The sequence below is a fragment of the Leisingera caerulea DSM 24564 genome (genome assembly GCF_000473325.1).
Classification (GTDB): Bacteria; Pseudomonadota; Alphaproteobacteria; order Rhodobacterales; family Rhodobacteraceae; genus Leisingera; species Leisingera caerulea.
In genome coordinates this window covers 292,453-308,551 of the sequence record NZ_AXBI01000020.1, presented here as the reverse complement: position 1 = coordinate 308,551, position 16,099 = coordinate 292,453, and the positions used below count along the sequence as shown (strand labels likewise).

General features: G+C 60.4%; 10 protein-coding genes. All 10 read left to right on the top strand.

Annotated features, from left to right (window positions below; genetic code table 11):
* The first annotated feature begins 30 nt into the window (after positions 1–30).
* The 10 genes from CAER_RS27550 to CAER_RS0105115 all read left to right on the top strand — a co-directional run bounded on the left by CAER_RS27550 (position 31) and on the right by CAER_RS0105115 (position 15,860).
* Positions 31–2,445: a DNA topoisomerase gene (locus tag CAER_RS27550; protein ID WP_051357702.1), complete on the top strand. Its 2,415-nt coding sequence runs from the start codon at positions 31–33 to the stop codon at positions 2,443–2,445.
* 169 nt (positions 2,446–2,614) lie between these two features.
* On the top strand, positions 2,615–4,006 hold the full coding sequence (locus CAER_RS0105155) for a hypothetical protein (protein ID WP_027234353.1): 1,392 nt from the start codon (positions 2,615–2,617) through the stop codon (positions 4,004–4,006).
* Between the two features lie 226 nt (positions 4,007–4,232).
* On the top strand, positions 4,233–9,371 hold the full coding sequence (locus tag CAER_RS0105150) for a strawberry notch C-terminal domain-containing protein (RefSeq protein ID WP_027234352.1): 5,139 nt from the start codon (positions 4,233–4,235) through the stop codon (positions 9,369–9,371).
* A 3-nt stretch (positions 9,372–9,374) separates the two neighbouring features.
* Positions 9,375–11,537, top strand: coding sequence for a PcfJ domain-containing protein (locus tag CAER_RS0105145; RefSeq protein ID WP_027234351.1), 2,163 nt, complete (start codon positions 9,375–9,377; stop codon positions 11,535–11,537).
* Positions 11,538–11,626: 89 nt separating this feature from the next.
* On the top strand, positions 11,627–12,220 hold the full coding sequence (locus tag CAER_RS0105140) for a hypothetical protein (RefSeq protein ID WP_027234350.1): 594 nt from the start codon (positions 11,627–11,629) through the stop codon (positions 12,218–12,220).
* Positions 12,221–12,424: 204 nt separating this feature from the next.
* Positions 12,425–13,186: a hypothetical protein gene (locus CAER_RS0105135; RefSeq protein WP_154667688.1), complete on the top strand. Its 762-nt coding sequence runs from the start codon at positions 12,425–12,427 to the stop codon at positions 13,184–13,186.
* A gap of 191 nt (positions 13,187–13,377) precedes the next feature.
* A complete protein-coding gene (locus tag CAER_RS0105130; protein ID WP_154667687.1) occupies positions 13,378–14,001 on the top strand; it encodes a hypothetical protein in 624 nt (207 codons plus the stop codon).
* A gap of 2 nt (positions 14,002–14,003) precedes the next feature.
* Positions 14,004–14,369, top strand: coding sequence for a hypothetical protein (locus tag CAER_RS0105125; RefSeq protein ID WP_027234347.1), 366 nt, complete (start codon positions 14,004–14,006; stop codon positions 14,367–14,369).
* Between the two features lie 97 nt (positions 14,370–14,466).
* Positions 14,467–15,399, top strand: a complete 933-nt coding sequence (locus CAER_RS0105120; RefSeq protein WP_027234346.1) for a nucleotidyl transferase AbiEii/AbiGii toxin family protein — start codon at positions 14,467–14,469, stop codon at positions 15,397–15,399.
* Positions 15,387–15,860 (top strand): hypothetical protein, encoded by a 474-nt coding sequence (locus CAER_RS0105115; RefSeq protein ID WP_154667686.1) that lies wholly within the window; start codon positions 15,387–15,389, stop codon positions 15,858–15,860. The genes CAER_RS0105120 and CAER_RS0105115 overlap by 13 nt, the downstream gene beginning before the upstream one ends.
* Positions 15,861–16,099: the final 239 nt, after the last annotated feature.

Below are 16,099 nucleotides of genomic sequence, written 5' to 3'. Positions count from 1 at the left end.
CCTGACGCGCGGGCGAAAAGGAGTGTTCGATTGAGTTCTTCGATTGTAATTTGCGAAAAAGGGACACAAGCCCAGGCGATCAAGCGGGCTGTCGGTTCCAAATTCGGCCAGGTGCTGCCCGCGCAAGGGCACATCCTCACTCTGAAAGAGCCTGATGAGGTTCGTGAGGAATGGGCGGGGAAATGGCGCCCTGGGCTTCTGTGGCCTGGGCGCTTTTATGAGAAGAAGCCGGTGCCTCAGACGAAGGCCAAGCTCGACGCAATCCGCAGCGCGGCACGTTCCGCCAGCCGCATCATCATCGCAACTGACTGCGACCGGGAAGGTCAGCTGATCGGGGATGAGATCGTCGAGTATCTCGGGTTTCGCGGAGAGGTGCTGCGCTGCATCTTCAACGCCGAGGATCCGAAGTCTCTGCAGCAGGCATTTGCAAACCTTCGGCCGAACTCAGAATTCAGGGGCCTTTACATGTCCGGTCAGGCCCGGGAACAGGCCGACCAGACCACGAACCTCTCCCTGACCCGTACCGCGACCGCCTGTCTCAAGGATCCGGGCTCGCGCGGCGCTATTGGCATCGGACGGGTGAAGAGCCCGGTTCTCGGGATTATTTGCAAACGCGAGCTGGAGATTGAAAACTTCCAGCCGCAGGACATGTTCGAAGTCGACGCTCAGACCTCGGTGGCCGCTGGCGCCTTCACTCTGACCTGCTCCAAGCTTCCGAAATCGCTTCTCAAAGAGCAGATCGAAGATGCGGAGGATGAGGATGAAGAGGAGCTGACTGAAGACCAGGCAGCTCTGCAGGAGCAGGAAAACACGTCCGGCCGCATCATGAAGCGCGATATCGCGGAGGGTCTGCGTGCCGCGGTTGTGGGCTTTCAGGGCGACCTGCGCTCTAAGTCGGAGAAGAAGCGGCAAGGGCCTCCGAAGCTGTTCGATCTCACCGCCCTGCAGTCGACCGCTTCCTCCAAGTTCGGCTGGACCGGTGAGAAGACGCTGGAAATCGCTCAGAAGCTCTATTCAGAACGAACCTTGATCACCTATCCGCGCGGTGAAGCAAAATACCTTCCCGAAAACAACATTGCGGACATTCCCAAGCTGGTGCCGGCACTCCTGCGCCTGCCGGAATTCGGCCGTCATCAGCCGCTCCTGCAGTCTCCGCAAGTGCGGAAAGGGAAAAGCGGGCATTTTTCCAACAAGGCCCTCGAGGGGCTGTCTCACTATGCGATCATTCCCAACGTCAATACGGCCGAAAGCTTCGCTGCGACCGTGCCAAGCCTGACGCAGGATGAAGCGAAACTGTTTGATGTCATCGTCCGCCAGTACCTTGCGGCGCTGGCACCTGATTTTGAGTACCGCCAAACCACCATCGAGATGCGGTTCCCCTGGAAAGGGCATGACTGGGACTTCCGGACATCCGGGCGGGTCCCGCTGGTTCCAGGCTGGAAAGAGATCCTTGGCGGCGCGGGCTCATCTGCGAAAGATGGCGAGCAGGAGCTTCCGGCCATCAATGCTGGCGAAAAAGGAAACGTCGAAAGCGCAAAGCTGCGCACTGTGACGACCAAGCCTCCTGCGCGGTATACCGAAGGCAGCCTGATCAAGCTGATGCAGGAGGCCTGGCGCCTGGTGCCGCCCGGCCCGAACCGCGAGCGGCTTAAGGCGGCCAAGGGCATCGGAACACCCGCGACACGCGGTGATGTTGTGAAGGGGCTCATCGAGCAGGGGCAGGTCAAGATGAAGGGTAAGAGCTTCATCCCGACAGAGGGCGGCATGCGGCTTTACAAAGCGCTCATGCAAGCCTGCCCGAATGTCGTCGATCCGGCACGCACAGCGATCTGGGAGACGATCTTCGATCTCGTGGAGCAGGGGAGGCTGGCCGCAGAGGATGCCCTGGAGAAAATCTTCCAGGAGACAAAGAAGGAGATCCAGAATATCACCAACGCGTCCGGATCGGTGAGCATCACGATCGGCAAGACGGTGAAGCCAAGCCCCAAGATGGTTGCTGCGGCAAAGGCAGTCTCTGAGCGCAAGAAGATCAAGCTTCCTGCGAAATGCACAACGGATGCTTCCGTGTGCCGGGCATTCCTTGAAGAGCATCTTCCCAAGCGTGACCCGAACGCCCCCGCGGGGCAAGGCGGAACCTATCCGCCCTCGGAGAAGCAGCTTGCCCTGGCCGCCAAGCTTGCAGGCGAGGCGGGCACGCAGGTTCCGGACGATGCCAAGGAATCCTCAAAGGCGCTGTCGGCCTGGATTGATGCCGCGATGAAGAAGGCGCCGCCCCGGCCGCCATCCGAAAAACAGCTCGCCTTTGCCACCAAGCTTGCCGAAGAAAACAATGTGGACCTGCCGGCAGCGGTCAAGAAGAACATGAAGGACTGTTCCGCATTCATCGACAAGATGATGGGCGGCGCAAAGAAGTCCAGCGGCAGCCGCCGCAAACAGACCGCGTGATCTGCGGTGATCGCCCCGGCCCGCGCGGCCGGGGCGAATTTGCGAAAAAAACATCTCAACGAATATTTTTCGCATTGCGCTTTTCTTGAACCTGATTAATTCTCGCCTTGTCAACGACGGCCTTGTGCCGCGTTAGGACGACTACTGATGCGAAAAAAGGAAAACCTAAATGTCGACCCTGCTGAAAGCCCTGAACAAGTCCATGCGTAAGAACACCCCGCGCACGCTGCGCGGCAGCGCCAATATGGTGGGCAAGGTACTCGAGTACGGCGAGAAGACCATCAAGGTTGAGGTCCTGAGCGGCCCGATCGCCGGCCAGGAGATCGACATCGATCCCGGCAACAAGAAGGTCAAGGACTTCGAGAAGGAATCGAAGGCACAGACCTCCTCCTACACCCCCGTCGGCGGCATCCTGCGCTTTGACTCCGTTTCGGCGCAGAACGACGGCACCTACAAGTCGAAATGGACCAACGCCTGGATCAAGAACCCCGGCGATGAGCACGAGCTGCTGGCAGACCAGCAGGTGTCCTATTACGACACCGGCCGCACGAACTCGAACGATCAGCCGATCATCTCTCTGCGCGTGCTGAAGCGCGACAACGAGCAGAAGGTCACCAGCCTGGACGAAATGCGCGACGCGCTGGCCGACGCCTTCGCTTCGAGCCGTTCGGCGATGGTTGTCGATACCTCCGAAGGTTTCGCGACCATGTCCTACTATCTGCCGGGCAAGCGTGAAGGCGACACCTATGTCCACAAGGACCCGATCGAATTCGCCGCGAGCCTGATCGAGGATCTGGACCCGGAAGCGAAGGAAATCTTCAGCAATATCCTGTCGACCCAGGGCCTGACCATCGTGCCCGTCCGCAACATCACCGTCGGCCCGAAGTCGGCCGAGGAAACCAAGGCCTCGATCGAGAAAGCCGAAGCTGCTGGCGAAAAAGCCCGGATCATGACCGTCAACCCCTATGCCTATGAAGCTCCGTCCCTGGGTATCCGCCTGTCCGGCGCGCTGGCCCGCAAGGACCGTGATGGCAACCTGGAAATCGCGGCTGAATACGCCGAGCGCCTGAAAGATGCGTTCCTGTCCTCCGCCAAGGAAGATGCCAAAGCGTCGTTCCACGCAGACGGCTGGCGCGGTGTTTCCGACACCGACCTGAAGGACTTCTTCGAGGCCAATGGCGTGTCGCTGGTGAAGCACCCCTCGATGACCTGGAACAACGCGTCCATCCACCTGCAGAAGTTCGACGGCGGCAGCGACTTCTTCGCGGCCAAGACTCACGAAGCCAACCGCTACGGCTCGCCCTATCCGGCGCTGAAGTGCTGCGATGAGCTGCGTGCGGCCTATGCCACCGAACTGCACGACGCGGTTCTGGCCGTGGTCAAAGCGCCGGTCGCAACTGCTGAAGCCAAAGAGGAGGCGCCCGCCGCCAAGTCGGCTGAAGCTGAGAAGCCTGCTGCAAACGAGGCTGAGCAGACGGCGGAACAGGCGGAAGCCCAGGCCGAGGAAGCCGCAAGCATCGACGACATGCTGAACGAAATCGGCAACGAGCCAATGTCCTGATACAGGGTCTTTATGCGAAAAAGAAAAACCGCCTTCGGGCGGTTTTTTTTATGTCTGTCCGCAAGGCCGCCCTGCATCTGTAGCAGCCTGCCGCTTGCCCCAAAAAGAATTTCACAAACATTGCTATTTTCCTGATTTATTCCCCTTCCGAGCGGCTTGCTGTTTTCACCCCGAAACGCGAAAATCTGAAACGACGCTGATCAAAGCACCTTGAGGGATTATCGATATGGCAACTCAGAACCAGCCAGAGAATAACCGTGCGAACCTTGTAGCCTGGGTGGGTTTTGCCGATAACGCCGCAATCTTGCGCCGCGTGCTGGTGCCGGGTGGCGCCAAAGGTCTCTTGCTGCGCACCACCGAAGGGGATCTTGCTGAAACGATCCGCGAAAAAGCATTGAGTTTCGGCTTCACCGAGCTGAAAACGCGGGGCACCCTGCGGATGCTGTTCCCGGATGGGAAAATCCCCTTCGGCGCAAACGCCCTTGCGGCGGCCCTGGGCGGTGAGACCTTTGCGGTTGACCGTGATGTCCTGTTGTCCGACAAATGGACCATCAACCTGTCCGAACGGGCGCCAGCTGTTGCGCAAATTGCGAAAACCAAAATCCATCAGCCGGATCCGAAGAACATCGAAACGATCGGCCTCAACATCCGCGGCGAGGAAGTTGTGCGGGATGGCACCGGCCGCTTTTTCCGCAGGGTGAACCAGGCAGACGGCCGGAGCAGCTTTGTTCACGAGGGGGAGGGCGAGAACGCAACCCTGTTCCTGCGTGCGGGGCGGAAGGAAGACCTTGAGGTGATCGCCTCAAGCCTGGTCGTCATGGGCTCGCGGGGCACCCTTCACTCTGCAGATTACCGCCGTGTCGTTGAAGCCGCCTGCGAGCCGGGTCCGCACGGGCAGCTCGATATGGAAATGGACGAGGTCTATGCGGCGGTGCGCTACCACATGCTGCGCGAAATCTCTGCCATTGCCATCGAGAACGACGCCTCCAGGGACAAATTCATCGCTGCGCTGCGGATCGCAACAGCAACCGGCTTTGTTCTTTCGGCGAAGTCCGAACCAGACTCCGTTCTGTCGCCTTCGCCAGCGATGATCGCGTTCATGCGCCGGGCTGTGCGCGGTCAAACCGCGGTCGACTTCCGCGGTTCGGATGACCTGCGCATCGCCATGCCGCGCATCAGCCGTGATGATGCGCCGCTCCAGGTTCATGACCTGGGCGGCATGCCTGCCGACGGCCTCAGTGCTTACGCTTCCAACGTCCTCGCGCGCCGCCCGGCAGCGGGCCGGACCATTTTCCGCGTTCCTCTGAGCGCCTCGAGTGACGCCATGCAGAAGTTGCGCGCCGAAGTCGGCCGGAATTATGCGCTCGAGGTGGTGGCCGAAATCAATTCCGCCGTTGCGGATGGGATGCAGGACGGCGATCCATCAACCATCATGCTGATCGGTGAGCGCCGGCCGGAGCCACTGGATGCTCTGCCGCAGGCTGCGCTGCGCACCTTCTCCGTGCTGACCACAGACGATCTGATGAACCTGGAGCGCGAGATCTCCCGCTCGCAGGCCAGGATCCGCGATTTCCACAACGGGGTGGAAGCCTCCGCGAAGGATGTTGAGGATGATCGTGAAGAAAACCTGCGTCAGAAGCCCTATCAGCCGCTGTCTTCCGTGAAGGAACCCTTCACGATGATCCCGGTTGCCCTGGAGGGAGCCACCTCCAAGGCGCTTGACCGGGTTCGCCGCGACTTTGAAGACCGCGGGGGCGTGGACGGGGTTGTTGCCGCCGCACTCGGCCAGTCGATCGATAGCCTTGGCGACATCCTGACTGCGGAGCAGGTGGATGCGGTTGCCATGCGCATGAACGCCCGCGAACGCGGCCGCGGCTTCCTGCTTGCCGACCAGACCGGCGTGGGCAAAGGGCGCTCTCTGGCCGCAATCGCCCGTGAGCATCTGCGCGCAGATCCGCGCAACAAGGTTCTCTACCTGACTGAGAGTGCCGAAATCAATGCGCCCGATGTCGGCCGCGATCTGAAGGATGTAGGCGCCTGGCCTGAATGCCGCACGCTGTTCATGACCGCAAACACACGGATGCGGGATGTCACTATCGACCCCGAAACCGGGGAGGAGATTGTTCAGGAGCTGACGTCTCCGCCGGCCGCGCGCCGCAAGGAGATCTTTTCCTCTGAGGCATGGCCTGAGGAAAACAACCTGATCATCAGCACCTACTCTTCCTTCCGTGGCGCGGAGGATGACCCGTCTTCGATCTGGGCTGCTAACGCCGTGGATGAGCGCACCCTGATCATTCTGGATGAGGCGCATAATGCGCTGAACCCGAAATCCCGGCAGGGGCGCAATGTCCGCAACATGCTGGACCAGGTCGGGCCGGCCAACGTGGTCTACGGCACCGCAACGCCGTCGCGCGACCCTTCGGGCATGAACCTCTACAAGCCTCTGCTGCCGCAGACTTCGGATGCTGGCCTCGATGAGCTTCTGGACAACATGGTGTCGGGCGGTGAAGTCGCCCAGGAGGCTTTTGCCACCATGCTGGCTGAAGACGGTGTTCTTCTGCGGCGCGACCATGATCTCTCGAACATCGATTTCCAGGTGTCTCTGCCCGACGACGAGCAGATGCTGCGCTACCAGGAAATCATGAACACCTTCTCGCCGGTCGTTGAGCTGATGATCGAGTGCTCGGGCCAGATCGGGGAGCATCTCGGACGGCGTCAGTCGGCTGCCTACATGGGTATGCTGCGGCAGGGGATGTCCCGTGAAGCGGCGCGGGCCATGACTAATGAGATGAACCAGTATTCCATTGCACTGGGCTCCCCTCTGGCGAACTTGGCCCGTATCACCATGAATGCGATCAAGATCGATCAGGTGGTCGATGACGCGCTGCAGGAAATCGCTGAAGGCCGCAAGCCGCTGATCACCTTCCATTCGACGAACACCAGCTTGCTGCAGGAGTTGTCGAAAGGGCCGGATGGCCGCACTTCGGTCGAAGCGATGAACGCGGCGACTGATCTGACCCTGAAGGACCAGATCCGCCGTATTCATGCGAGCATGTATCGCGTGAAAATCGAAGGGGAGTTCCGCGATGCGCGTGAGGTCTACCCGGATATCGCGCGCACCTTTGAGATGATCGATGCGCAGATCGAGCAAATTCCGGACAGCCTTCCGGTTTCGCCGATTGATGCGCTGGTTGAAAAACTGGAGCAGAATGGTGTCACCGTCGGGGAGATCTCCGGCCGCACGCTGTGCTACCGGGACAACCGCATCCAGCGCCGTCAGGGGCGCAACCGCCGTGAGACTGTCGACAACTTCAACGCTGGCGGCCTGGACGTCCTGATCTACAATTCTGCCGGCGCGACCGGTGGCAGCTACCACGCATCTCCGAAGTTTGCCGACCAGCGGCCGCGGACGATGCTGGAGCTGGAAGCGCCTGTTGACGTCATCAAATACGTGCAGAGCCAGGGCCGCGGCAACCGCTATGGCCAGGTTCACAACCCGCGTGTCAAATCCGTTATGACCGGCCTGACACCGGAAATGCGCATCCTGCAGCAGCGTAACCGCAAACTGCGGTCGCTCGGCGCATCGGTTGATGGCAACCGCTCGCATCCGCTTCTGCTGGATGACGTGCCGGATCTTCTGAACAAGGTTGGCGATGAGGCCACCCGCAACGTTCTGATGTCCATGCCGGCTCTGTCCCGCCGCCTTGGCTTCCCGGAATTCGCCGAAGACCCGCAGAACCAGAACCGCGGCAACGAGGCGGTCGATACCGGGTCCGGCACTGCCAAGACCGACATCGACTCTCTGTCAAACAAGGTTCTCGCCCGTTCCATCATGCTGACCGCACGGGAGCAGGATGACCTGGTCCAGCGGATCCGGATGGAGTTCGATGCGCTGATCGAAGAGCTCGAGAGCCGCAATGCAAACCCGTTGCGCCCCAAACAGCTCGATGGGCAGGTCGAAGTCCGTGCCACGACAATCTATTCCGGCATGGAAACCGAAGAGGGGGATCTGGACACCTCCGCCTTCCTCTCGCCGCTCTACATCCACACCGGGATCCACCACTTCAATGAAGAGGCCTGGAGCGGTGACAAGCTCGTGACCGAGGTAGAAGCCTGCCGCCGCCTTTATGGTGCCGACGGCTTCCAGCCATGGGCAGACCGCATTTACCAGAACCTCCCCATCCTGATGCGGCCGTTCCTGCCGGAAGGGGTGGCGATGGAAGATGCGCTGGAGAACCCGGGCGCGGTCGGCCAGAAATTCCGCGTCCGCCATTCCCGGTTCACGGATCTCGCATGGCTGCTGGAGAACATGAAGCCGGGCGTTTCACTGCGGTTCCCGACCGAATTCGATGTTGAAGCGTCCACCAACCGGACCATCGTCGGCCTGGTGCCGCCGAACGATCCCATGTTCTACGACATTCCGTCGGCGTATAAGATCAAGACCATCTCGCCGGGCATGGCCAAGCCGGAAACGACTTCGCTGTCGCGGATCCTCAGCATCGACATGGAGCGCATCTTCTTCCGGCCGGGCCTCTCGGAAAGCTTCCAGGAAAGCTACCTCGAGGAATTCGACCGTGACAGCCTCATGACCCGCCGTCTGCCGGTGCAGGTCCTGTCCGGCAACATCCTGCAGGCCATCAACGAGGCCGCCCGCCACGATCTCGGAACCGTCTCCCTCTACCGGGATACGGACGACCATGTGCATCGCGGGATTGTCGTGAACAAATCCAAGGTCAACATGGAAAATCTGCCGGTGACCATTCCCAACGGGCGCGTCGCTTCGAAATTCGTGCATCGCTTCCTCACGGAAGATGGCCTGGTGGAGAAAGAGGGGCTTGCAAAGGCTTGGGGCGCCGTAAGCGGCAACCGCGGCATGGGCGACCGCAATGATGCGGAGCTGATCCTCACGGTCACCGCAAGATCGTTCAAATTGGACATGCTGCCGCTGCGCCGGACGACCTATGACTTCTACGCCGAGCGTCCGGGGCTCTACGAGCTGATGTACAATAAGCCTCTTCCGGCACGTTCTGAAGCGCCAGCCAAGGCGTACCGCCGCCCGGGCACCAAAGGGGACCACATCGTTCACATCCGCTTTGAAAGCGATGAGGAGCGCCAGCGCGCACTGGCCATCCTTGAGGCGCTCGATGTGCCGCTGCTGACGGACGGAAAGTTCCGCAACCTGATCAACAGCGCGATCAACGAAGTCGATCAGCCTGGCGCAACGGAACACAGCTTCGATGCCGCGCCTGAGGCCGGCGAAGAAGCGGCGGCTCATCAGGAATGCCCGCAAGGGCATGATGAGGCGGCCGTCGAGCCTGAAGAAGAGGCTGAAGAATTGAGCTTTGAAACTGTCGAGTGGAGATAAGAAATGCAGCTCCAAACTGAATTCCGGCCCCGTGATGACGGGGCCGACATCTACATGGCTGGATCCGGCAAGGATCCATCGTGGATGATTTTGCGCTGGCAGAGCGAAACCGGAAGGCTCTCCGGATACGCCGCGAGCCCGGCGCATGGCGGCTTGCCGACAGTAAGGCCGGTGGCGCTGGAGCATGCTGCCATCACGCCGGAAACGGTTGGCAGCATGGCGCTATGGACTTTCATCGCCTCATCCAACCTGCGCGGAACCGTGATTGGCCAGAAACAGGCCATGTCCATGCGGGAGCAGCTCAGCGAGTGGGAGAGTTTCCTGGCTGGACCCGGCAAGTCCGAAAGCGAAGCCGCGCCTGAGGTGTCCGAAGATGAAAGCGTCGACCTGACTTCGGAGCAGGCCGACTGGCTGGTGAGCAACCGCTTCATGAAGAATACCGGCGGCATCTATACGCCCATCCGGACCTCCTCCCATCAGGTCGGCGCCCCGATTTCCGGCTTTCAGGTTCTCGCGGTGCGCAAGGCGATCGCTCAGGTCTTTGGTCACATTCCGTCCGGCAGCGCTGGTGATATCGAGGCCGCCCGCAAAGCGCTTTCAGCGGTGGAGCGCCCGAGCTCGCGTGCGGTTCACTGGTACGCTTCCGCAACAGGTGAAACTGCGCGTGACCGGGCCCAGGCCGCGGCCTCCTTTCCGGTGCTTGCCGGGATGATCGCGGACAATCCTCTCCTCGCCCGGGCCGTCGACAACCGCGAGTCCCTGCAGCCATTGCTTATCAAGCGGACACACCTCAGCAAAGCGGCACTGAAGCGTTTGGGCAAGCTCTCGAAAGGGCTGCCTGTAGGGCGGCTCTTTGAGGCAGGTGAGGAAACCAGGGGCGAGGATGCGCTCGGCGTGAACCGGCTGCGGCGCTTCACGGTATCCGGCACTGTCAGCCTGGATGTCGCCCTCAAGCATCTTTCTGAACTGCCGCCTGACCGGATGCCGCAGGATGATGCGTCCTGGCTGATTTATCATGATGTGCTCGCGGGATGTGCAATCCCGCTGGAAAATGCCCTCGGCATTCCTGTGTCCAAGACACTCGCAGCCTGTAAGGGGGATTGGAAAGCTTTCCACGCAACCCTGGCCAAGGCCGCAGACTTCGATCCGGCCGATTTTGACCGCCGGGCCATTGCTCTGTCGACCATTGATGCGATCGAGGCGATCGAGGATTTTTCCCGAACGGCTGTGCTGCCAACCGCGCTGAATTCCATCGATGGAACAGGCGAGGCGGTGCCGGAGGTCTCAAACGAGTTCTTCTCCTGGGCCACCAAGGTTGCAACTGCCATCTGCACCGGCCAGACGAAGAACACCGCTGGCTCACTGCTGGAGATGGCGCGCCGGTATGCCTCCAGGATCCCAACTCTCATCGAGGCAACCGGCTATGAAACGGAGGACGACATTCTGCCAGAGGGGCAATTTGCTCACTATGGGGCAGACAGCTTCCCCCGCCTGATGGATGCATTCCAGGCCAGCAATGGGCTGGTCATCCGCAATCTGACGAGCTTTGAGATGATGCGCAGGGAATCTTCCCGCCTCAAGCACTGCGTGGGCCGGGCGTATCTCGGCAAGGCGCAGAAAGCGGGCTGTTTCATCTTCTCTGTTCAGAATGCGGATGCCTCCAAGAGCTATTCCACGATCGAGCTCAGCCCGGTCAAAGGAGAAACCGTGGGGCAGGCCTGCCGGAACTTCTCCATCACTCAGCACCGGGCCATGTCGAATGCCGTCCCGCCGCAAGAGTGCAAGGATGCGGAAGCCGAGTGGTTCAAAAAGCTCAAAGACGGTGACCTCTGGATCAATTTCAATGAAATCCAGGAATGGAAGCTGGCCGGCGGATCCGGTTTCAACTCAGACGCGGCGCTCAATGTCACCTGGAAAGGTGTCATCGGCATGGAGTGGCAGTCTCCTGAGAGGCGGCAAGCCGCCTGGGAAGAGTGGCGCTACATCATGGGCGGCCAATTCGGGAAATCTCCCTCTCCAGAGGTTATTTTCCGGGAAAAAGGCGCCCGCGACCTGGTTGCTGCGATGAACCCAAAAGCGGCAGCGATCCTTATCGAACGCTCTAAGCGCCCGCAGCCCGCGCCGGAAGCTGTTGAGGCGGAGGAAACTGCACCGGCCGGGCCCTGAAATGCGAAAAAGGTATTTCAATTTTCACGCCTGATTCCTACCCTTGTAGGCAGACGATCAACCTGAACAGCCCACCCACGGAGGACATTATGGCTGACGAGAAAAAGAAACTGGAAGACAACATCGGCTTCACTGCGGGCTCCAAGGACCCCTCGAAAACCTACATCTTCACGCCGTTCAACTACCGTGATGCGCAGGCCGCGATCAAGGAAGCCGGCGGCATCTGGAAGGGCTCCCAGTGGGAGATCGAGACCTCCAAGATGGCAGAAGTCGAGCCCAAGATCCGCGAAGCGGCGCGCCGCGACATCGCGCTCGGCAAAGAAGGCCGCAAGGCCCGCGAAGATGAGCTGAAGGCGGCCAAGGGCGCCAGCGCTCCGAAAAAAGAGCTGACCGAAGAAGAAAAAGCTGCGAAGGCCGAAGAAGCCCGCGCGGCTGCGATCGAGCGCGACAAGACCCGCGTCCCGGTCATCGAAGGCTCCGTTGCCGAAGGCGGCACCGTGACCGCCGGCGGTGCCGACGTCACCGTCACCAAGCTGGGCCGCGCCTGGGAACTGGAAACCGACGAAGCCGCGGCTGCGCTGCAGGAGCGCTTCCCGGACGTCGCCGGCATCGAAAAGGGTGCCAAGGTGCAGTTCGCTTCCTTCGAGGCGCCGGAAGCCGACATGGCTCCGGGCGGCATGTAATTCCTCCGGGACCTGACAAACAGACGCCGCCCTTTCGGGCGGCGTTTTTCGTTATGCGAAAAAGTATTGCGCTGAAAATCCTATCCGGAGATACTGGGGCGGAATTGGCAGCCGTTCCTGCTTCTAAGGCCGCATGCGGCTTGCAATGATTGTCGTGAATTTTCGCGAAAAAACATTAGGCTATCAGAAAGCAGGAGAGCGCAGGTGACCGCATTGACCCGAACCGCAGACATGATCCCCCTTTGGCTCAAACCGGGCAACGAGGCCCAGGGCCTGCCGGCAGGGTATTCGCTGGAACCTGGCGCTGAGCAGCTGCTGGTGCATGGGGGCAATATCGCTGATTTGCGCGGTGAGCTCGAAGGTGCTGGACGGCCCAGTTTCATGATCTTCGACCTTCCCGGTGAGGCGCGTGCTGCAGAGGCTGCGCTGGCCAGCCGCGGGTTGGAGGGCTTTCGGGTGGAAAGCGGGCGCACCCTCAATGGTGAGGGGCTCTTGATGATGGTGTCGGCCGGGGCGCCCCTGGAGGCGTTTTCAGCCTTTGACATCCAGGATGAGCGGACCCGGACCGGATACCAGCTTCCCCTTCGCGGCTCTTGGGAAATGGAGCTGGGCGAAGCTGAAGCCATTCTGGCGCTGCCTCCTGCTGACCGGATCGATCTTGCATCCGTCCTGGCCCGCAAGATTTGCGATGCGGGAAATCCCAATGTGGTACGTGCCCTGCAGCACGAACTGGAGAGCATTCCGGGCGCATCCGTTGGCCTGCCTCGGCTGGAGCTGGCTGATCTTGCGGAAGACATCGAGATCGATGAGGGGCAGGACGCCGGAGATCTGCATCGGACCATTCTGCGCCATGCGCGCTCTCTGGATTGCTCAGACCAGATTGACAGCCTGGCCCGCCGCCTTCGGGAGGAATTCCCTGCAACGGTTCGGCAGAAAGATTACGGGCCTGCCGGGGCCGAGTTCTGAAAATGGGGAATCTGGTTACAAATCGCATTTCTCTTTCGGCATCCAGCGGGGCCATTTCTGAAGAGGATCTCGGGCGGCTCGCCAGCATCCTGACTGGGCGCTCCGCTGATGAGGCGCTGAAGATGGTTCGGGCTGGGGAGCCGGGATACGGAGCCTGGTGCCCTTTGACTTTTGCGGGGGTTGTCCCGCTTTTGGATATCACGGCAGCTGTCCCTCAGCGGCTCCTGGGGCGGAGCGATCTTGCCCTGGCGCTCTCTTCAAGCGATGTCGACTACATTGCCCTGACCTCTCATGAGGATCCGTTCGAGCATCTGATGCCGCCGGAGTTCTCCCGGACAAGGATCAGCGTGCTGGAGCGCCACGGTTATGGCGGACTGCCATATGATGAGGCCCGCCGCAAAGCGGAACAGGACCACCCGGGCATTCTTGAGGCGGGCGAGGCTCTCGCCAGAAGCGTTGATGCCACCGGATACTCCAACCCGGCCGCCTGGCATGAGAAGCATTGGGGGACCCGGGCGCACGCTGACGACGCCCTTTTTCTGATCACCGAAGAGGGCGGCTTTACCGTCCGCTTCGACACGGTCAACGCCTCTCCGCATGCATTCATCGAAGCGCTGGCTAAGCGGTTTCCGGATCTGCAGATCCAGAGCTGGGGCTACGATGAGGACACGGATTACGCCTTCTCGGCTGTAAATGACGGTGAGCCCGGGGAGATCTACTGGGTGGAGGAAGACAGCCGCGATGCGGTGGAGGAGGCGATCGCCTTTGTGCATCCCTCCGCAGGTTTGAACAGCAATTCGGAAATGGAGCCCTGAAAATGAGCAGTCATGCGGAGAGACAATTTGATGAGCGGGTTGATGATATCGTTCACAAGATCCTTCCCGCCTTCGGAACCTCAGCTGAACAGCTTCGCCAGGCGGGTGAGCTGGAGATCGCAGAGGACCTCAACGATGCAATCGCCGAGATCATGCGGGATGCGGGCGTGACCGGAGACAATCTGCGGCCGGGGCGCAACTATGAAGACCGGACGGATGATCCGGTCATCAATACGCGCGAGCGCGTTCTTGCGATGCTGGACCTTCAGGAGGAGGACGTGGATTTTGCCGCGCTGACGGACCACATCTTCGTTTTGAGTGACCGGATGGCTGACCTTGAGGAGGGCGCTGAAGGCCCCGGCATGTGATGCGGCGCGGCGCAGCGCCATTCTATGATGCCGCCGGTTGGCCGGCAGGCAGGTATCGCCCGGAGAGGCGAAGAAAAACAGAAAAAGGACGAGCAAAGTGGTCGACAAGATGATCAGGCTGAACCGGAAGCCTCTGACCAGCGATATGAAAATCCGCATCTCCAAGGAGTTGCAGTTGCGGGCGCTGGAGGAAATCGGCCACTACATGAAGACTGACGAGCTGGGCGCCAATCTCGTTTTCCATGGGGGAACATCTCTTTCGATCATCCATGGATCTCCCAGGTGGTCGGAAGACCTGGACTTCATGGGGGCGCCGGAAACTGTGCGAAAACTCATGTCAAGGTCTGCGAATATCGAGGCTGCCCTGCAGCTGCGTTCTTCTCTGATCATGCCTGGCTCAAGCGTCTCGCTGACCAGCAAGATGACGAACCCGCAGCCGAAAATGGGGGATGTCGATCGTCTGCAGATCCGCTGGGAGCATCCGGGCTACCTTGGTGCAGTGAAAGTGAAAGTCGAATTTTACATCTGCCCGCCAGAACGCATTGCTGCATATTCTGCAGAAGTCACGCGGCCGGAGATGGGCGGCACCGTTTCCCGCAGCGAGCTGCTTGCCGCAACTCCGCGATCGATCTGGGCAGACAAAATCGTTGCAATGGCGCAGCGGCCGGCATTGAAGCATCGCGATATTCACGATCTGGGCTTCCTCCATCCGCTGGTCAGCCCGGACGATGACCGCGAAGATGCGCTCAGCGCGACGATGGGGATCTACGGCCGCACGGCTCAAGAGATCCACCAGGGGCTTGCGCGGGACCTGGTGACGGAGGGGCGTGTTGACTTCGAGGGGTACCGCGAGAATATGGCGCGGTGGTTCAGTGAAGCCGAGATGGCTGAGCTGGAAAAGACCGGCCGACTGCGGCAATTGTTCGGCGATTTCGAAGCTGAGTTTGCGATCGGTCAGGGCATGGTTTCAGAAATGGCGCTTGAGGCAGCGCCAGGAGATGCAGGAGAGTCCGTGGGATGCAGCTTCTGAGCAGACACTCCATGCGCAATCACCTTGGGTGCGATTTCATCGTCGGCGGCTCATCTGCTGTTGCGGATGCCGGATGGACGACCCAAATCCAGCGAATGCCGGAGATCCTGGTCCGTGGGCGGACAACGGCGGTGCTGACAGGGGCGCGCATCCGCTGCCGGGGGCCGGAGCATTTCGACATGCTGCTGAACTGGTGCTGCCCCATGGGGCACTCTGAAACCGGCTGGCCGGTTCTGCTGCCGGAAATGGCTATTGCTGACGCATTGGCTGATCGCTCCCGCGGCGGAGCAACACATATCTTTGATGCAGATGACCTCGACCCGGATGAGATGGGCGACGGCGCGGGTGAGGCGCTCTTGAGGGCGCTGCGCGATATTGACGCCGATCCCCAGAGCATCGGAGAAGCTCTGGATCCTTACCTTGATGTTCTCTCCGGGCGAAGCGCCTATGGCATGCGTTAAACCTTTGCGGTGAGGCGCGCAGCCCTCCGGATGGCCGTTCTGCCAAGCCGGAGTGCGGATTCGGCTGCCGGCATGGCTTTTGTGGATCGGATGTACAAATTCACACATTTGACAAGTGCGAATAATCGAAATAAATTTTCTTCCAGTGGTGGTTATGCTATAGATTCTCGCATGCCTCTCAGGTAAATATCCGCGAACACCGTCATTGCTTCCGTGGCGGCACCCAGATTGCAAAAGTT